We start from the raw sequence: 19,081 nt of genomic DNA, 5'->3' as shown, positions 1-19,081 counted from the left end.
GGGTTGGCGGGCTTTTTTACAGACTCAGAACCACTGGTAAAAACCCTTGATTTAATCCCTTCACGCAAATCGTCTATTTTTTAGGCAATCCGTGCAAAGCACCATCTGGCGCGGGTTTCAGGGCTTGAAAGCATAGTTTTCCACAAGAGCGTCCACATGATGCGGGGATAAAAACTGAGGCCTTCATCACACACAACTGTATGCATTAACAGTTGCAAGAATCAGGACCGAACACGCGCCAAGGTTTCGACCACGGACAGCTTTGCACAAGCCTCTTCGAGCAGCCTTGCCACCGCCGGCACCAGGGTGCTGAAACTGGCAAACCCATGCAACATGCCTTGCGCGCGCAAGCAGGCAACGGGCACGCCGGCCTGCTGCAGACGCTGGCCAAAAGCCTCGCCCTCGTCGCGCAATATGTCCAGCTCCGCCGTCACCAGCACCGCGGCAGGCAGACCTGCGACATCGGGGTACTGCATGATGGAGGCCAGAGGATGCGCTGGCATGGCAGGGTGATAGTGGTGCCACATCGCGGCCATGGCTTCGGTGGTGAGAAACGGCATCTGCCCGTATAGCGCATGCGATGGTGCATTCATATGCGCATCGCAGACCGGATAGAGCAGCAGTTGCCGGGCTATGCCTCTCCAGCCGTCTTCTTTTGCGCGCAGGCAGGTGGCAACAGCCAGATTGCCCCCCGCGCTGTCGCCCGCCACCATCAACTGCCGCGCATCGCAATGCAGCTCGGCCGCATGCAGTGCCACCCAGCGCGTGGCGGCATAGGCGTCGTCCAGCGCGGCGGGGAAGACATGCTCGGGAGCCAGGCGGTAGTCGACCGACACCAGATTCATGCCGCTCAGGCGCGCCAAGTGGCGGCACAGATTGTCATGCGTGTCCAGCGTGCCTATGCACCAGCCGCCGCCGTGGAAATAGACCATGACCGGTGCCGCCTCTGCGAAGCCGGGACGGTACAGGCGCAGTCTGAGCGGCTGGCCATCGCCGCCGGGAATGTCGATCTCGCGCACCTCATGCATGGGCAGGTCGGCAGGCGGGAAAGCCATGTGGTCCATGAGCTTGCGGATTTCGGGCACCGGAGTGGTCACGAAATCCATGGACGGAGCATCCTTGAACTGCTCCAGCACGGCTGCCATTTCGGGGTGTATCTGCATCGGGACTCCTTGAAGTTGATGGAGCGCCCGCTCGGGTCTGGCCGGGCGCAAGGTGGCAATCAGGCCGCCAGCTCTTCGGTCTGATGATGGATGTAGTCCTGCCAAACCGGCTTGCTCATTTCCTGCCTGAAGCGCGACTGAGACCAGGGCCAGGTGTTGGGCACGCCGTTCTTGTCCAGGTACCAGCTGCTGCAGCCCGAGCCGAAGACCGAGCCTTTGGCGGCCTGCAAGCGCTCACGGTCGTACTGCGCCAGCGCTTCGGGCCTGGCCGATAGCCCTGCCACGCCGGCTTGCTCGCCGCGCTCTATCAGCTGCGAGATATAGCCCCACTGCATTTCCGAGGTATCGATCAGCGAGAAATTGCCCACGGGAGAGGTCGGCCCGTTCATGAAGTAGAAGTTGGGAAAGCCAGGCACCGAGATGGACTTGTAGGCCGTGGGCACATCGCTCCAGGCCTGCTCCAGCGTCGCAGCGTTCAGACCTTTCACATGCATGGGGCGCACATAGCGGTCGGTCTTGAATCCCGTGGCCAGCACGATGATGTCCACCTCGTGCAACACGCCGTCGCTGGTTCGCACGCCGCTTTTCTCGACCTGGGCGATAGCTTCAGTGATCAGCTCGGAATCCGGCTGCTGGATCGCCTGGTAATAGTCGGGCGAGTAAATCAGACGCTTGCAACCTGCACGGTAATGGGGCTGCAGCTTTTGCCGCAAGGCGGCATTGGCCACCGAAGCATCGAGGTTGTCCTGGCAGATTTTCTGGATTTCCTGGATCTGCTCGGAATCCGGATCCAGCACTCCTTCGGTAAAACGCTCCACATTGGCCATATAGGTGGGTTCGCGCTGCAGATAAACCAGCAGGTCGCGGTTGCTGCGGAATTCGGCGCGCTGCTCTTCGCTGAAAGCCGGATTCTCGACCGGGAAGATCCATTGGGCCGTGCGCTGAAAATGCCGCACCTTGGCGCGTGATGCGAGTGCCGAGACGATTTGCACGCCCGTCGATCCTGTGCCGATGATGGCGATCCTCTTGCCGTCCAGCGGTACCGAATGATCCCAGCGCGCACTGTGAATCGTGTTCCCCTCAAACTCCTCCAGCCCCTTGAGCTGCGGATAGTTGGGGTGGTGCAGCACACCTGTGGCGGCAACCACCACCTTGCCCTGGTATTGCTTGCCATGCTGATCTTGCAGCGTCCAAGCCTCGCCCGTCCATTCGGCACGCGTGACTTCGGTATCGAACTGCGAAAAATCGGCAATACCGTATTTCCGGAACACACCTTCGAAATACTGCTGAATCTCGGCTCCGGGCGGAAGCACACGGGACCATTCGGGATTGGGTTCGAAAGAATAGGTGTAAGCATGCGATGGCACATCGCAAGTCAAACCTGGATAGGTATTATCTCTCCAGGTTCCGCCCAATGTTTTCGCCTTTTCCAGAATAATGAATTTCTTTCCACTATTCTTCAGATGAATACCCGCCAGAATACCGGACATTCCGCAACCAATAACTATGACATCATATTTCATTGGAAATCCTTAAATAGCAATGACCTTGGCTGCGGAAAACCCGCCATCCACCGGGAGATTGACCCCGGTAATAAATGAAGACATATCGGAAAGCAAAAATGCCACGGCATTGCCGACCTCTTGCGACTTGCCCGCCCGCTTGAGCAAATGCATGGCCTCGAAAGCCTGGCCCACGGGCTGCTCATCGAGCATGGTGGTCATCGGCGTATGGATGTAGCCGGGGCTGATGCTGTTGACCCGCACACCGCAGGGACCGAGCTCTGCTGCCAGACTGCGCACCATCTGGATCACCGCCCCCTTGGAGGTGCAATAGGCCAGATTGCTCGGGTTGCCCAGCATGCCGTTGATGCTGGCGATGGCGACGATGGAGCCCTGGCCTCGCTGTTTCATGTGGCTGGCCACGGCACGGGCACTGAGCATGGTCCCCGTCAGATTGACCTGCAGCACCTGCTCCCACTCCTGCAGCGCCATGCTCTCCAGATCGCCGACACGCGAGATGCCTGCCGAGGTCACCAGCCCATCAATCTGCCCGTAGCGATCCAGCATGGAAGTCACCAGTTCATGGGTCAGCTTCTCGCTGCTCACGTCGAGCCTGCGAAATTCGCAGCCCTGCGGCAAATCCTGGCTTTGCTGCAGATCGGCACATACCACCTTGGCGCCGCTTGCGGCCAGAGCGTGGGCACTGGCCAGGCCGATGCCTGACGCACCGCCCGTAACCAGGATCACTTTGTCTTTCAAACCACTGATGAATGGATTCATTTCAAGCCTCAATACTGACTGACCGCCACCACTTGGCGATGAGGATTGAGATTCTTGGTTTTTTCCAGATTCAAATCACTCTGAATTTTCCTCTTTACAAAAACAGTTTGTGTTTACAGTCCCTGGTGAAAACCATTAATCCATTTGGACGTACTGTGTCCGGGTTTTTTATATGTCAAGCAGGTGTTCTTAGTGAACCAATCAATATGGACTGTAAACACCGCCAATAACTGTCAAGCGGGAATTCGCGGGAAATATCAGCAAGCCGGCAATGCTTTAATCCACTCATATTTAGCCAATGAGGAAATCATGAAAGTTGCTGTCATCACCGGCGCAGCCAGTGGAATTGGTGCAGGCCTTGCCAAAAAAGCCGTCGCCCTTGGAATGCAGGTCGTGGTTGCCGACCGCGACCAGGCGGGTCTTGAGAAAGTCGTGCTGGAGTTGGGAGATCAGGCATTGCCCGTGGTCACCGATGTCACCAGTCAGGCATCGCTGGATGCATTGGCCGACAAGGCCTATGCCGCTTTCGGTCAGGTCGATCTGCTGTTCAATAACGCAGGTGTGCTGAGCACCGGCAATAGCTGGGAGATCAGCGATGCCAGGTGGCAGCAAGCCTGGCAGGTCAATGTCAACGGCATCGTCAACGGCCTGCGCGCTTTTGTGCCGCGTCTGCTCAAGGCCGAGCGGCCCGCCCGCATCATCAACACGGCATCGGTGGGCGGCTTTCTCCCCAGCGCCATGATGACGCCCTACTCGGCCACCAAGTTTGCGGTGGTCGCGCTGACCGAAGGCCTGGCCGGCGAACTCGCGGCCATCAATCCGCAGATCAAGGTCTCGCTGCTGGCGCCTGGCCCCGTCAAGACCGCCATCTTCCGAGAAGCACCTGATGCAGCTTCGGCGCAGTTTCACGGCATGATGACCCATATGCTCGATGAAAACGGCCTGGACGCCGAGGAGTTTGCAGAGCGCGTCTTTGCAGCCATCGAGCGCGGCGAATACTGGATCGTGCCCCAGCCCGAGATGCTGGACCCGCTGCTCAAAGCCCGCAACAAGCTCATCGAAACCCGCGCCGACCCGGTCCTTGGCAGCGCCCAATGAAAACGGGGCCTGCTTTCGCAGGCCCCCAGTTCTTGCGACGCCAGCGCCGCAGATCAGGCGCCCCAGAGCTCCCTGGCCAGTTGCTCGAACTGGCGGCGCATCACGTTCTTCTGCACCTTGCCGGTGGCCGTGGATGGAAAGGCCTCCACGAAATGCACCAGCTTGGGCATCTCGAAGCCGCTGAGGTGATGGCGGCAATGGGCCAGAATCGACTCCGAGTCCACTTGCGTGCCCGGCTTGCGCATGACAAAGGCACAGACCGCCTCGCTCCAGTGGGGATGCGGCAGGCCGAACACGGCAGCGGCCGCCACTTCCGGGTGAGCCAGCACCACGGCCTCCACCTTCACGCTGGCGACGTTCTCACCGCCGGTCTTGATCATGTCCTTCTTGCGGTCGATGAACTCCATGCGGCCCTGCCCATCCCACATGCCCAGATCGCCGGTATGGTGCCAGCCGAACTTCTGCGCCTCGGCCGTCGCCTTGGGATCCTTGAAATAGCCGAGCATGGCATTGGGGCCGCGGTGCACGATCTCGCCGATCTGGCCCTGCCCTAGCAGATTGCCACCGTCATCCATGACGGCGGTCTCGCAGGTGCTCAGCGAGCGCCCCCAGAAATTGGCATCGCATTCGGCATTGAGCAGCGGGTAGAAAGTCATGGTGGCCGGATAGATCTCGGTCTGCCCCGTGGCCAGGGAGATATTGCGGCACATGCGCTGCGCGATCTGGGCGATCAAGGGCTTTGGAATGGGCGCCATGGCATAGATGCATTGCCGGATGGTGGTGGGCGCAAATCCCGGATCGGCCAGTACCGCCGCATACATCAGGGGCAGCCCGACAAAAATCGTCACCCCCTCCTTGATGACCAGCTGACCCACTTCGGCCGGCACGAACTGCCGTGTCAGCACGGTGCAGGCGCCTGCCGCGAGAGCGGTCTGCACCAGCGCATGCTGGGCGCAGTGGAACAGGGGAAGCCAGCCGCTGAGCACATCGGCCTCGCCATATTTCATCTCGTCGATATTGCCCCTGACCGCCGCATACACCGAGAGATGGGAATGCACCACGCCTTTGGGATTGCCCGTGGTGCCGCTGGTATACATGAGCAAGGCGGCCTGGTTGTCGTCGATATCGACCTCGGGCAGGGTGTCGGCCTGCCCTGCCTCGGCCTGCGCCAGAGACAGGCCCGGCAGCCCTTGCTGCGCTTGCACACGCGCGATGATGAGAGGCAGTTGCAGCTGCTGCAAAAGCTCGGCCAGTCCGGGCAGGGCCAGCAACTCCTGATCGACCACCACGGCCGACACCTCTGCATGCCGCAGTATGTAGTCGATGCTCGATACCTCCAGCTTGATATTGACGGGCACCCACACCTGCCCTGCTTTGTGAATGGCGTTGCAGGCCACCACCATGTCTATGGAATTCGCGCACAGCATGCCTATCTGCTTGCCCGCACCCAGCGTTGACAGCAGATAGTGCGCGAAACGCGAACTTCGCGCATCCAGCTCGGCAAAGCTGATGCGTTCGTTGCCATCGACCAGCGCCGTGCGACTGCCGAACTTGCGCGCCGAGCGGTAGAGCAGATCACCCAGCGCAATGCGCCGGATGCGCCGAGCCTCCTTCATCAGACTCATCTCGATCATGGTTTGTCTCCTTGATAGTGTGCAACCCGGAACCCATAACCCACGGTTTTTCTTGTTGTGTCTCTATGCCTGCTGCGGCATTGCCATGGCAGCGGCGGCAACCATGGGCGAGAGCTGGCCCTGCGCCCCGCCGTCACAGGCAATGACAGTACCTGAGATATAGCTGGCCGCATCGCTGCCCAGAAACATGGCCAGTTGGGCAATATCTGCAGTCGTTCCCATGCGCCCCAGCGGCACCATGGCACGCACCAGCGCATCCCCCTCGGCACCTTGCGGGGCCAAGCGGCGCATGCCTTCCGTGCCCTCGATGGGTCCGGGTGAAATGGCATTCACACGAATGCCCTTGGCACCCCACTCCAGCGCCAGCACACGCGCCAGATGGTCCACTCCAGCCTTGGCGGCGCAGACATGGGCCTGGTACATCATGGGCACGGTGGACTGCGGTGCGGTGATGAAGATCAGGCTCGCCCCGGGTTGGCGCAGATGCGCCAGAGCCTGACGCGCGACATGGAAGCTGCCCAGCAGATCGATGTCCACCACCACCTTGAAGGCGTTGGACGACATCTGCTCCGCAGGGGCGAGGAAGTTGCCGGCCGCGCCGGACACCAACACGTCGACCGGCCCATGGCAGGTCACGGCCTGCGCCAGTGCCGCGCCCACCGCCTGCTCATCGCGCACATCGGCCACCACGCCGAAGGCCTGAGCGCCCAGTGTCGCCAGGGCTGCATCCACATTGGCCTGCTTGCGGCTGACGACCGAGACCCTGGCCCCGGCCATCGCGTAGTTCTGGGCAATGCCCAGGTTGATGCCGGTAGTGCCGCCAAACACCATCACGTGGCGGCCCGAAAAATCGAATTGCACATTCATGGACGGCACTCCTCTGCGCGCAGCAAGGCTTTCTGGATCTTTCCTGCCGGGGTCAGCGGCAACTCGGCGCGAAACACCAGCTGGCGCGGCAGCTTGTAGTCAGCGAGCTGCTGGCGGCAATGTGCGAGCAGCGCCTCCTCGTTCACGCTGGCACCGGGCCTGGTGACGATGTAGTAGCGTCCCACCTCGCCCAGAACAGGGTCCGGCACGCCGATGCCTGCAACCATCAACACGCCTGCATGACTGGCAATCACGCCCTCCACTTCGCTGGGATAGACGTTGAAGCCGCCCTGTATGAACATGTCCTTTTGTCGCCCCTTGAGGTGGATCAGGCCCTGCTCATCGACAAGCCCTAGATCACCCGAATGCAGCCATCCGCCGGCAAATACCTCTTCGTCCTGCTGCTGCCCCACATAGGCCGGAATCACCCCAGCACCGCGAAACCAAAGCTCGCCCACCTCTCCGGCCCGCAGCTCCTCACCATTGACCCCGGCCACGCGCAGCTGTGCCCCCTGCAGCGGCTTGCCTATGCTGTGAAGCAGGGCTTGCTGATCTGCCTGCCAGGGCGTCATCGCGATGGCCCCCGAAGTCTCGGACAGACCGTAGAGATTCATGATGCTCACGCCAGGAAACTGCTGCTGCAGCCGCTGCAGCAACACCGGCTCCACATTCGAGCCGCCCACCACGATCAGGCGCAGCCGGCTCATATCCACCTCGGCCAGAAGCGGATGCATGAGCAGCAGCGTCAGCATGGTGGGCACGCCCACCAGCCAGGTCGGCCGGTGCTTTTGCGCCATCCTCAGCAAGGCTTCGGGGCTGAACATGGGCACCAGCTCGCAACAGCCACCCGCCAGCAGCATGGTCAGCACCCCGCAGGTAATGCCGCCCACATGGTTGAGCGGCATGGCCAGTTGCACCATATCATCCGCCGCAGCCTTCACATGCGCATGCTGCGCCAGCGCCGAGCCCAGCTGGGAGCGATGCGTCAGCCCTGCGGCCTTGGGCCTGCCCGTGGTGCCCGAGGTGTAGATGATCATCAGCAGATCATCCGGTGCAGGGCCGGGGCCTTCATGCGGGACTTTTGCACCGGACTGCAGCGGCTGCTCGAAGCTCTCGTCCACCCAGAGCAGATGCTCCAGCGCCGCAAGACGCTGACGGGCCTGCACCAGATAGTTCTGGTAGTCGAAGCTGGCAAACTCGCGCGGTGCAAGCACGGCCTTGACCTGGCTGTCCTGCAGCATGAAGTCCAGCTCGGCATCGCGGTATCGGACGCTGAGGCCCACCACGACCAGCCCCGTCTTCGCCGCAGCCAGATAGCTCAGCACCCAGGGCAGACCGTTGGGCAGAATGATGCCGATGCGATCACCGGGCCGCAGACCCAGCGAGGACAGATGGGCGGCCCAGGCGCCGGCCATCACATCCACCTGCTGCCAGCTGTAGCTGCGCCCCTGGTCGATGTAGGCGGTCCTGTCTGGGTGCGCGGCCACGGTCTGCGCCAATGCCTGGGCCACGGTCTGGGGAGCAGTACAAGCGTTCATCTGCAAGTTCTCCCCGATTCAGGCTGCAAGATGCAGCATCTGCCTGGCTTCCCTGGGAGTGGCAACTTCACGCCCCACATCACGCGCATAGCGCGCCAGCTGCTCGATCAGCGGAGCGTTGGATGCGACCTTGCTGCCGTCCGGCAGATAGAAGGTGTCCTCCAGCCCGCTGCGCAGATGTCCGCCGAGCTCGGCCGTGCGCAGATGGGTGGGCCAGATCTCGCTGCGCCCGATCAGCGTGGTCTGCCAGGGCGCATCCTTGATCTTGAGCCTGAGCAGTATGGGCAGCAGATCGGGATCGGCCGGCATGCCCGACTCCACACCCATCACGAAGTTGTATTCGGGCAGGCCCTGATACATGCCGGTTTCCACATACATGCCCACGCAGCGCACGATGCCCACGTCAAAGCACTCGAACTCGGGCAGCGTGCGGGTCTCGGCCATCACATCGAGAAAGTCCTGCACCTTGGCGGGCTGATTGTCGAACAGCATGGGCGGCCAGGCCCAGCTTCCGTTGCTGCGGGTCTTGAGATAGTTGAGCGAGCCCGCATTGCAGGCCGCCATCTCGGGACGCGTGGCACGCAGACAGTCCAGCGGCCCCTGGTAATCGGGGCCGACCACGCCGGTGGTCTGATTGATGATCAGGTCGGGGCAGGCTGCACGCATGGCATCCACGCAGGCCCTGGCCACTGCAGGGTCCCAGCTCGGCAGATGACCCTTGCCCTCTTCCTGGCGCCTGAAGTGCACGTGTACCACGGAGGCGCCCGCATCATAGGCTCGGCGGGCTTCCTGCGCCAGCTGCTCTGGCGTCACCGGCACATGGTGCTGATTCGGATCGGTCAGCACCCCGGTAATGGAACAGGTAATAATGGCTTTATCGGACATATCGCTCCTTAAATAGAAGCTGACAACGCTTTACGAATAAGCGTTTCAGGCTGATTTCGCTCAAGTTTCCCGACAACGACGGCTGCCGCTGCGACAGCCGCGCTAGATACGCCACTGGCGTGCGGCAAGCTCTTTCATGATTTCCTCGGTGCCGCCGCCAATCGTCAGCACCTTGACTTCGCGGTAAATGCGCTCGCTCAGCGTGCCGCGCATAAAGCCCATGCCGCCCAGAATCTGCACCGCCGTGTCGGCGCAGAACTGCATGGTCTGGGTGGCGTGGTTCTTGAGCACGCAGACCTCGCCCACCCAGTCCGCCCCGCTATCGCCGCCATCGGCACGTGCGCAGACGGCATTGATCCATGCTTCGGTGCTGCGCAAGCGCTGCTGCATGTCCACCAGCTTGTGCCGTATGACCTGATGCTGGTTGAGCGTCACGCCAAAGGTCTGGCGCTGCTGCGCCCAGGCCAGCGCCTCGTCATAGCAGGCCTGGGCAAAGCCCAGCGCTGCGCAGGCAATGCCCAGGCGCTCGCCGTTGAAGTTGTGCATGATGGCGCGAAAGCCCTCGCCCTCGGCCCCGAGCAGATGACTGGCAGGCACGCGCACGCCGTCAAAGAACAGATGGGCCGTGTCCGAGCATTGCCAGCCCATCTTGTGCAGTTGGCTGCGGTGCAGTCCCGCGCTGTCGCCGGGCACCAGGATCAGGGAGATGCCGGAAGCACCTCTCTCCTCGCCCGTGCGCACCGCTACCGTGATCCAGTCGGCACGCATGCCCGAGGTGATGAAGGTCTTCTCGCCCTCGATCACATACTCGCCGCCCTCGCGCCTGGCCCGGGTGCGCAGCGCCGCCACATCCGATCCGCCGCCGGGCTCGGTAATCGCCAGCGCCGCGATCTTGCGGCCTGCCAGCACATCGGGCACCACCTGCTGCTTGAGCGCATCGCTGCCCAGAGCCACCACAGGCGGTAGGCCAATGTTGTGCGACAACAGGCTGGCCAGCACGCCGCCGCTGCCGCCGTGGCGGCACAGTGCCAGCCACAAGGCGGCGCGCAGGCTGTGCGTGGCCGCGGTACCGCCGAGCTCCTCGGGGTAGCCGATGCCCAGCAGCCCCAGCTCGGCGGCCTGGCGATAGAGCTGGCGCGGGAACTCGCCGGCCTCATCCCAGGCCGTGACATGGGGAGCGATATGCTCGCGCGCGAAGCGGCGCACCAGGTCATAGAGCATTTCGCGTTCGGCGGCATCCGTCATGTGGATCCTCCAGGCATGGGCAGCAGTTTCAGCAGCACCTGGCCTGGCGCCACCTGCTGGCCGGCATGGACCAGCACGGCCTCCACCCGGCAATCGGCCCTCACGCTCAGGCTGTGCTCCAGCTTCATGGACTCAATGACCACGACCACATCGCCGGCCTTCAGCACCTGCCCGTCCTGCACGTCCAGCTGGACCACCCGGCCGTTGAACGGGGCGCGCAGCTCTGCGGTCTGGCCCGCTGCCGCCGCATTCTCCGGCGGGGCATAGCTTGCATCTTCGACCCACCAGTCCACGTCGCCCGCCTGCAGATGCCAGCGCGAGCCGCCCTGCCCGGCGGGCAGCTCCAGGACCTGCACGGTCTGGCTCAGGCCCGCAGCTCTCGCTCGCCAGCCATGGGCCAGCAACGCGTCGACCTGCAGCAGCGCAGGCTCGGCGCCGTGCCGCTGCAGCAGCCAGCTGTCTGCGGTCTCGGGCCGCAGCATCAGCTCCTGCGTCCGGCCCCGATGCTGCAGCTTGCGCAACTGGGCATAGCTGCAGGCCAGCGGCCCCGGCCTTTGGCCCACGGCGCACAGCGCTCCCCAGTGCTGGTGTGCCAGGACCTCCTTGTCCCGCAGCAGCTGCTGCAAGCGTGGCGCATCGCCCGCCAGATAGGAGATCAGAGCCTGGCCCCGCCTGAACACCTCGTCGTTCAGGCACTCAATCAGAAAGGCGCGATTGGTCGGCAAGCCCAGCACCGAGAGGCTGCCCAATGCATGAATCAGCCGGTCGATGGCTTGCTCGCGCGTTGGCGCATGGACGATTAGCTTGCCCAGCATGGCGTCGTAGTAGGGAGTGACTTCGCTACCGTTGTGCAACGCGTGGTCAAAGCGCAGCGGCGCGCGACTGAAGACGGCGGCTTCGGGTGCCGAGAAATGCCGCACCACGCCGGTATGGGGCTGAAAGTTCTCGTCCTCGGCGCACAGTCGCACCTCGATGGCATGGCCGTCGAGCCGAACCTGCTGCTGCGTCAGCGGCAAGGCTTCGCCGCGCGCCACGCGAATCTGCCACTCGACCAGATCAAGGCCCGTCAATGCCTCGGTCACAGGATGCTCGACCTGCAATCTGGTATTCATCTCCATCAGATAGAACTGCCGGCCTTCAACCAGGAATTCCACCGTACCTGCCCCCACATAGCCTGCGGCCTTGGCCAGGGCCACGGCGCAGCTGCCCATGTGCTCGCGCTGCTCGGCATTGACGGCCGGACTGGGGGCTTCCTCGATGATCTTCTGGTGACGGCGCTGAACCGAGCAATCGCGCTCCCCCAGATGAATCACATGGCCGTGCCCGTCGGCAAACACCTGCACTTCCACATGACGCGGGTGCATGACGGCACGCTCCACCAGCAAGTCACCATTGCCGAAGCCAGCCAGGGCTTCGGAACGTGCGCTGTTCAGAGCGGCATGCAGCTGCTGGGCACTTTCCACCAGCCGCATGCCGCGCCCGCCGCCACCGGCCACGGCCTTGACCATGACAGGGTAGCCAATCATGGCTGCTTCGTCGGCAAAGCGCGCATCGCTCTGGTCGTCACCTTCGTAGCCCGGCAGACAGGGCACGCCATGGGCCTTGGCCAGTTGCTTGGCGGCGGCCTTGCTGCCGAGCTGGCGGATCGCCGCCGGCGGCGGGCCAATCCAGATCAGGCCCGCTTGCTGAACGGCCTGGGCAAAGCCCGCATCCTCGCTGAGAAATCCGTAGCCGGGGTGTACGGCATCGGCCCCTGTAGCCCTGGCGGCTGCCAGCAACTTGTTCACGTCCAGATAGCTCTGTGCCGATGTCAGCCCGCCCAGTGCATAGGCCTGCGTGGACTGTTGCACATGGAGGCTTTGCGCATCCGCATCCGAGTACACCGCCACGGTCTCTATGCCCATGCGCCTCGCCGTGGCCATGATGCGCAGCGCAATCTCGCCACGATTGGCAATCAGAATGCGCTTCATGATGTGCCTCCTGCCTTGCAGGTCCAGGGAGCGGGCTGCTTGCTGGAAAAGGCCTTGAGCCCTGCCCCCGCTTCAGCGCTGCGCAGCGCACTGGCAAAGGCCTGCGCGCCTTGGTTCAGCGATGCATCCAGACTTTGCCCCCCAATGGCTGCCAGCAGCTTTTTGGTGGCGGCCACCGCCTGCGGTGCGGCCTGAGCGCAGATCTCGAGCTGCTGCTGCAGCTGGCTCTGCCAGTGGACAGCGTCTGTGGCCTGGATCACGGCCTGAACCAGGCCTGCCTGCTGTGCCTGACTTGCGGTCCAGCGCTGGCCGCCCAGCAGCCATTGGCGCGCCAAGCCGTCGCCCAGCCTGCGCAGCACAAACGGCGCAATCTGCGCGGGCACGATGCCCAGCGTTACCTCGGGCGTCGCAAAGACGGCCTGCCGATCCGCTACCACCCAGTCGGCCACGCAGACCAGCCCCACACCGCCGCCCATGGCCGCGCCCTGCACGGCAGCGATCAGCAGCTGGGGCAGCTCTGCGAGTTGCTGCAGCAGCTGACCAAACTCGCGGTTGACCTGAACCAGCGGGTCCTGCGCCCCCGCAGGCCGCGGCGAGCCTATGCTGCTGGCAAAGCCGCCCAGGCTGCCTCCGGCACAGAAATGCCCGCCCGTGCCGCACAGCACCACCACGCGCAGCTGCACATCCTTCTGCGCTCTTGTGGCCTGTTCGCGCAAGGCCTGCACCAGCTCGTCGGTCAGCGCATTGCGGGTTTGCGGCGAGTTCAGCCGCCACCATTCCACAAAGCCGTTGCCCAAGGGCAGGCGTTCAATTTCAAGCACCTGAGTCATGCGCCGCTCCTTAGTGTGCCTGGCGCTTGATCAGCCCCATGGTCTTGCCAATGATGCCCAGCATGACCTCGTCGGCACCGCCGCCTATCGAGCCCAGACGCCCGTCACGGTAAAGGCGCGAGACACGGTTGTCCCAGGTAAAGCCCATGCCGCCCCAGAACTGCAGACAGGTGTCGGCCACTTCGCGCGTCAGCCGCCCCGACTTCAGCTTGGCCATGCTGGCCAGCTGCAACGCATCCTGGCCCGCCATATACATCTGTGCGGCACGGTAGGTCAGGGCGCGCAGCGCCTCGACTTCGGTCTGCAGCTCGGCCAGCTTGAACTGCACCCATTGCTGATCGATCAGGGTGCTGCCGAACATCTGTCGCTGCTGTGCCCACTCTATGGTCTGCTGAATGCAGTCCTCCATGGCGAGCAGGCCGCTGGCCGAGGCCCAGAGCCGTTCCTCCTGGAACTGCTGCATCTGATAGATGAAGCCCTGACCCTCCTGTCCCACCAGATAGCGCTGCGGCACGCGCACCTCGTCAAAGAACAGCAGGCCCGTGTCCGAGGAGTTCATGCCGATCTTGCGCAGCTTCTGCGCCACTTCCACGCCCTTGGTCAGCTTGCCACGCGGCCCCTCGCGCAGCGGCACCATGATGAGACTCTTGTTCTTGTGCACCGGTCCCTCGCTGGTGTTGACCAGCATGCACATCCAGTCCGCCTGAATGCTGTTGGTGATCCACATCTTCTGGCCGCTGATGACGTAGTCGTCGCCATCCTTGCGAGCATGGCTTTTGATGCCCGAGACATCGCTGCCCGCGCCGGGCTCGCTCACGCCTATGCAGCCCACCATCTCGCCCGCGATGGCGGGAGCCAGGAACTGCTCGCGCAATCCATCGCTGCCAAAGCGTGCCAGAGCGGGCGTGCACATATCGGTCTGCACGCCAATCGCCATGGGCACGCCGCCGCAGCGGATATGGCCCAGAGTCTCGGCCATCATCAGGCTGTAGGAATAGTCCAGCCCCGAGCCGCCATAGGCTTCGGGCTTGGTCAGGCCCAGCAGGCCCAGATCGCCCAGCCCCTTGAAGACCTGGTGTGCTGGAAAGATTTCCTCTTCCTCCCATGCGTCGACATAGGGATTGATCTTCTCGTCGATATAGCGCTTGAGGGTCTTGCGCACTTCCAGATGTTCATGGGTCCATTGCATGGCTTGTCTCCGTCGAGTTCTGTTTGGAAGAAATGGGGGAAAGAGGCGCGGCACTACATGCGTGCGACCCCGAACTGCATGGGGCGCACCGTTCGCTGCTGCGCTTCGTGCAAGGTCTGCAGGCAGAAGGAGAGCACTGCGCGTGTGTCGCGCGGATCGATCACGCCATCGTCCAGCAGCAAGCCACTGGTGACCAGCGCATCAGCCTGGGCTTCGAACATGGCCACGATCTGGTCGTACTGCTTTTGCATCTGCTCGGCATCGATCGGCAAGCCTTTGCGTGCCATGGCGGCCTCGGTGACCTGACGCATGGTGCTGGCTGCCTGCTCGCCACCCATCACCGCCGTCTTGGCACCGGGCCAGCTGAAAAGAAAGCGCGGCGCATAGCCTCGGCCGCACATGCCGTAGTTGCCCGCACCGAAGCTGGCGCCGCACTGGATGGTGATCTGCGGCACGGTGGCGTTGGTCACGGCCTGAATCATCTTGCTGCCGTGCTTGATCATGCCGGCCTGCTCGCTGTCCTTGCCCACCATATAGCCTGTGGTGTTCTGCAGATAGATGATGGGGTGGCCCAGCTGGCACATCCATTGAATGAAGTGCGCGGCCTTGCTGGCACCTGCCACATCGATGGGGCCGTTGTTGGAGATCAGGCCCACGGCGTGGCCTCCGATATGCGCCTGCGCACAGAGCGTGGCGGCTCCATAGCCGGACTTGAACAGCAACAGCTCGGAGCCATCCACCAGCCGCGCCATGACCTCATGCATATCCACCGGCTCGCGGTGGTGTGCCGGCATCAACCCCAGCAGTTCATCGGCGTCATAACGAGGCTCTGAAACTCCTGAATTAATAGCTTTACTCGTATATGCATCAACCGTTTCAGGCGTCTTCCATGAAGACAGCTGAGACACCACGGTGCGTGCCAGGCCCAGGGCATGGCGGTCGTCCTCCGCCAGATACTCGCCCAGCCCCGAGATACTGGTATGCATTTCGGCACCGCCCAGTTCTTCCTCGGTCGCGATCTCGCCGGTCGCCGCCTTGAGCAGGGGCGGCCCGGCCAGAAAGGCACGCGAGCGACCGCGCACCATGATGACCACGTCCGACAATCCTGGCATATAGGCCCCGCCGGCCGTTCCCGAGCCGTGCTGCACGGTGATGACCGGCAGACCTGCCGCGGACAACCGCGCCAGGTTGCGAAACAAGGCACCACCCATCACAAAGCCCTCGACGCGGTAGCGCATGAGATTGGCACCCGCGCTCTCTACCAGATGGATGAAGGGCAACTTGTTCTGCAACGCGATCTCCTGCACGCGCAGCATCTTGTCCAGGCCTTTTTCCTGGATGGCCCCGGCCTCGATGCCCGAGTCGCTGGCCACCACCATGCAGCGCACACCGCTGACAAAACCGATGCCCGCCAGCATTCCGCCTCCGGGAACCGACTTGGCCGGGTCGTCCTGGTCCAGCATGAAGCCCGCCAGCGTGCACAGCGGCAGCCATGGCCTGCCAGCATCCAGCAGCAGCGCCACTCTCTCTCTCGGCAGCAGCTGGCCACGCTTTTCAAACTGCGGCTTGGCCCGCTGCGATGCCAGAGCCGCCCGCTGCTCAAGCTCACGCAATGCGGCGATACGGCCCATCGTGGCTGCCCGGCGCTGCTGCGCCAGCTCGCCACCGGCATTCCATTGGGATGCAAAGACGCTCATGACTGAAACACCTTGGGAGTCTGGTAGAGAGAAAAGCCGTCAAATGCACGCACTGCGCCGCGCTGCTGCACCTCGGCACTGGCGGCTACCGGTCCCATGCCCATGCGCACCTGGGGACGGGCACCATCGACGCGCAAAACCGTGCCGCTGATGAAACTGGCTGCGGGACTGAGCAAAAACACGATGGAGGCGGAAACCTCGGCCTCGTTGCCAAAGCGCCCCGCCGGCACGGTAGCAGGCATCTTGCGCAGCATGGCTGCCGCTTCGGGTGGGTAGTGATCCATGCCGCTGGAGGCGATGTAGCCGGGTGCAATGGCATTCACACGCACGCCATGGGGCGCCCATTCCGCAGCCGCCGTCTCAGTCAAGCTGACCATGCCTGCTCGCGCCGCACCGCTGTGCCCCATGCCCGGCATGGAGCCCCACATATCGGCCACCATGTTGACGATGGAGCCGCCATGCTCTGCCATGTGATGCACAAAGCATTCACGCGCCATGAGGAAGCCGCCGGTGAGATTGGTGTCCAGCACGGCCTGCCAGCCCTTGGCTCCGATGCTGGCCAGGGGTGCGATGTACTGCCCACCCGCGTTATTGACCAGGGCGTCGATGCGCCCGTGGCGGGCCAGAACCTCGGCCACCAGCGCTTTGACGGCAGCCTCATCCCGTATATCCGCTCTGTGCTGGCTGACTCTATCCTCCGGTACTCCGGCCTGCTGCAGCTCGGCTTGAACCGCAGCCAGCTTGTCCTGATTGCGTCCCACCAGGGCGACTGTGGCCCCCAGGGATGCTAGCTCGTGCGCAACGCAGCGGCCGATGCCCGAGCCGCTACCGGTCACCACCACCACCTGCCCCGCAAACAATGCGGCACGGAATACGGATTGGTACATCAACGCTCTCCAATGAATAAGGCCAGGGCCTGGTCGGTAAGCTCATCCAGCGTCAGCCCACGGCCTTCGGAAAACCATTGAGCCGTCCAGTTCAGCGCACCGAAGATCAACAGGCGCGCAATCTCGGGACTGGCTTTGAGCTTTCCCGTGTGGTGCAGGGCTTGCAGTGCGGGCATCCACTGCGCCTCGTATTCGTCTTTTTGCGCTCCCACATCCACGCGCTGCTCATCACTGAGCAGCCTCCATTCATAGAGCATGACGGGAATGAAGTCACTCTCCGGACCGACCATGATCTGCAGGTGATTGCGCACCAGGGCCCGCAGGCGCTGCACCCCGCTGGCACGCGCCGTCAGCCCATCGAGCGCAGCAGCCTGGCTCGCGGCAGCCTGTGCCATCCCATCGCGCATGACCGCATGCAGGATGGACTCCTTGCTCTCGAAAAAATAGAACAGGGAGCCTGGCTGCATGCCAGCAGCAGCAGCAATATCTCGTGTACTGGTGCCGTGAAATCCGCGCTGCCTGAACAGCTGCGCCGCGACCTTCACCAGCTCGCCACGACGCATGCTTTCATTGCGCTCATCGGCCGACTTCGGAGGCCTGCCACGACCGCGCTTTTTTACTATGACTGCTTCATGACTTGTTTGCATGAGACGCAGCATATCGGCCTTTGCTATTTTTACCAATCATTTGCTTTGCAAAAATAACTAGGGCTTGTACGCAAGGGTTTTCAAGCAATCAGCTCTCGACCGGCCTGGCACGGTAAAGGCCGGGCGAGCTGCCCGTCCAGCCCTTGAATGCACGCTGAAACGCCGCTGCGTCGGCAAACCCCAGGTCTACCGCCAGCTCTGTAAAGCTGACTTTGCTGGTTCCCAGTCGGGAGACCGCGATGTCCCGGCGAAGCTCATCCTTGATGGCTTGAAAGGAGGTGCCCGCAGCAGCCAGCTTGCGCTGCAGCGTGGGGGCCGACATGTTCAGCTCGGCGGCCGTGGCTTCCAGCCCCGCCCATCGCGGACGCGACTGCAGCAAATGAGAATGCACGCGGGCATCCACACCTTCTCCGGTACGCGGCGGCATGATGGCCGCCGCCGGCCAGCTGGCCACAAAGGTCTGCAACGCCTGCTCGTCACGACTGCAGACGCGGGCGAGCTTGCGCGCATCAAACCAGAATGCCGAAAACGGCAAACCGAAATGCAAAGGCGCCGGAAAGGTATCGCCATAGTCGTTGGCGTAATCAGGCTGCCCGAAGGCAAAGTCAAAGTGCTGCACCTTGAGCGTACCGCCCATCAGCCAGGCAGTAAGCCGCCACAGCACGCGCAGGGAAAACTCATAGAGGAAATTGGGCAAGGGCTCATATCCCACCGGGCGCAGCACAATGCCCGCCAGCGCTCCATCACGCACCAGTTGCACATCCACCTGATCCTGCAGCAGCACATGGGCCTGGCACATGCGCTGCAACGCTGTCTCCATCCCGTGCCCGGACAGGGCCTGACGCGCAATCAGCTCCAGACTGCCGCGCTTGAGCGGTCTGGAGAACTGGCACATGGCCTCATCCCCCAGCATCTCCACCACTCGCCACATCAGCGCCACATACTGGTCTGCCGTGACTCTGGCGCCGTCCTGCGCCAGCAGCAGAGGGGCTATGCCGGCACGCAGTAGCAGCTCCTCGCAGTCATGCCCATGTCTTCTTACCCCGGCAGCAATACCCCGCACCAGCGCCATGGAGATCGTGAAAGGAACGATGGAAGCAGCAGCCATGAACAGATCACCTTGAGGTCTTTTGACATACGAAAGATGCG

16 protein-coding genes are annotated in these 19,081 nt (G+C 62.8%); 1 reads left to right on the top strand and 15 read right to left on the bottom strand.

Going from position 1 to position 19,081, the window contains the following annotated elements:
* Positions 1-221 precede the first annotated feature (221 nt).
* The 3 genes from ACLBXN_RS05475 to ACLBXN_RS05465 are packed head-to-tail and all read right to left on the bottom strand — an operon-like array spanning position 222 to position 3,445.
* Positions 222-1,163: an alpha/beta hydrolase gene (locus ACLBXN_RS05475; RefSeq protein ID WP_447611417.1), complete on the bottom strand. Its 942-nt coding sequence runs from the start codon at positions 1,161-1,163 to the stop codon at positions 222-224.
* Positions 1,164-1,222: 59 nt separating this feature from the next.
* Positions 1,223-2,686, bottom strand: coding sequence for a flavin-containing monooxygenase (locus ACLBXN_RS05470; protein WP_447611416.1), 1,464 nt, complete (start codon positions 2,684-2,686; stop codon positions 1,223-1,225).
* Between the two features lie 9 nt (positions 2,687-2,695).
* Entirely contained in the window at positions 2,696-3,445 is a 750-nt protein-coding gene (locus ACLBXN_RS05465; RefSeq protein ID WP_447611415.1) for an SDR family NAD(P)-dependent oxidoreductase, read from the bottom strand.
* Between the two features lie 309 nt (positions 3,446-3,754).
* Here ACLBXN_RS05465 and ACLBXN_RS05460 point away from each other — a divergent pair, with 309 nt between their 5' ends.
* A complete protein-coding gene (locus ACLBXN_RS05460) occupies positions 3,755-4,543 on the top strand; it encodes an SDR family oxidoreductase (RefSeq protein ID WP_447611414.1) in 789 nt (262 codons plus the stop codon).
* 53 nt (positions 4,544-4,596) lie between these two features.
* On the opposite strand, the gene ACLBXN_RS05455 is transcribed toward ACLBXN_RS05460, so the two are convergent.
* The 12 genes from ACLBXN_RS05455 to ACLBXN_RS05400 all read right to left on the bottom strand — a co-directional run bounded on the left by ACLBXN_RS05455 (position 4,597) and on the right by ACLBXN_RS05400 (position 19,040).
* On the bottom strand, positions 4,597-6,177 hold the full coding sequence (locus ACLBXN_RS05455; protein ID WP_447611413.1) for a class I adenylate-forming enzyme family protein: 1,581 nt from the start codon (positions 6,175-6,177) through the stop codon (positions 4,597-4,599).
* A gap of 63 nt (positions 6,178-6,240) precedes the next feature.
* A complete protein-coding gene (locus tag ACLBXN_RS05450; RefSeq protein WP_447611412.1) occupies positions 6,241-7,044 on the bottom strand; it encodes an SDR family oxidoreductase in 804 nt (267 codons plus the stop codon).
* Positions 7,041-8,582: a class I adenylate-forming enzyme family protein gene (locus tag ACLBXN_RS05445; protein WP_447611411.1), complete on the bottom strand. Its 1,542-nt coding sequence runs from the start codon at positions 8,580-8,582 to the stop codon at positions 7,041-7,043. Before ACLBXN_RS05445 ends, ACLBXN_RS05450 begins: the two co-directional genes overlap by 4 nt.
* An 18-nt stretch (positions 8,583-8,600) precedes the next feature.
* The gene (locus tag ACLBXN_RS05440; RefSeq protein WP_407715826.1) at positions 8,601-9,467 is read right to left on the bottom strand and encodes a BKACE family enzyme; all 867 of its coding nucleotides are present in this window, start codon (positions 9,465-9,467) and stop codon (positions 8,601-8,603) included.
* A 102-nt stretch (positions 9,468-9,569) separates the two neighbouring features.
* The gene (locus ACLBXN_RS05435) at positions 9,570-10,712 is read right to left on the bottom strand and encodes an acyl-CoA dehydrogenase family protein (RefSeq protein WP_447611410.1); all 1,143 of its coding nucleotides are present in this window, start codon (positions 10,710-10,712) and stop codon (positions 9,570-9,572) included.
* Positions 10,709-12,682 (bottom strand): acetyl/propionyl/methylcrotonyl-CoA carboxylase subunit alpha, encoded by a 1,974-nt coding sequence (locus ACLBXN_RS05430; RefSeq protein WP_447611409.1) that lies wholly within the window; start codon positions 12,680-12,682, stop codon positions 10,709-10,711. Before ACLBXN_RS05430 ends, ACLBXN_RS05435 begins: the two co-directional genes overlap by 4 nt.
* Positions 12,679-13,512, bottom strand: coding sequence for an enoyl-CoA hydratase/isomerase family protein (locus tag ACLBXN_RS05425; protein WP_447611408.1), 834 nt, complete (start codon positions 13,510-13,512; stop codon positions 12,679-12,681). Before ACLBXN_RS05425 ends, ACLBXN_RS05430 begins: the two co-directional genes overlap by 4 nt.
* A gap of 10 nt (positions 13,513-13,522) precedes the next feature.
* Positions 13,523-14,701 carry an acyl-CoA dehydrogenase family protein gene (locus ACLBXN_RS05420; RefSeq protein ID WP_043004419.1) on the bottom strand — a complete coding sequence of 393 codons (1,179 nt, stop codon included), beginning with the start codon at positions 14,699-14,701 and terminating at the stop codon, positions 13,523-13,525.
* Positions 14,702-14,754: 53 nt separating this feature from the next.
* Positions 14,755-16,398, bottom strand: coding sequence for an acyl-CoA carboxylase subunit beta (locus ACLBXN_RS05415; RefSeq protein ID WP_447611407.1), 1,644 nt, complete (start codon positions 16,396-16,398; stop codon positions 14,755-14,757).
* The gene (locus ACLBXN_RS05410; protein ID WP_447611406.1) at positions 16,395-17,285 is read right to left on the bottom strand and encodes an SDR family oxidoreductase; all 891 of its coding nucleotides are present in this window, start codon (positions 17,283-17,285) and stop codon (positions 16,395-16,397) included. The genes ACLBXN_RS05415 and ACLBXN_RS05410 overlap by 4 nt, the downstream gene beginning before the upstream one ends.
* Positions 17,285-17,932 carry a TetR/AcrR family transcriptional regulator gene (locus ACLBXN_RS05405; RefSeq protein WP_447611405.1) on the bottom strand — a complete coding sequence of 216 codons (648 nt, stop codon included), beginning with the start codon at positions 17,930-17,932 and terminating at the stop codon, positions 17,285-17,287. Before ACLBXN_RS05405 ends, ACLBXN_RS05410 begins: the two co-directional genes overlap by 1 nt.
* 88 nt (positions 17,933-18,020) lie before the next feature.
* A complete protein-coding gene (locus ACLBXN_RS05400; protein WP_447611404.1) occupies positions 18,021-19,040 on the bottom strand; it encodes an AraC family transcriptional regulator in 1,020 nt (339 codons plus the stop codon).
* Positions 19,041-19,081 lie beyond the last annotated feature (41 nt).

It is taken from the genome of Comamonas sp. C24C (assembly GCF_053345995.1).
The sequence above is the reverse complement of the archived record's forward strand: the minus strand, read 5'-3'. Positions and strand labels throughout refer to the sequence as shown.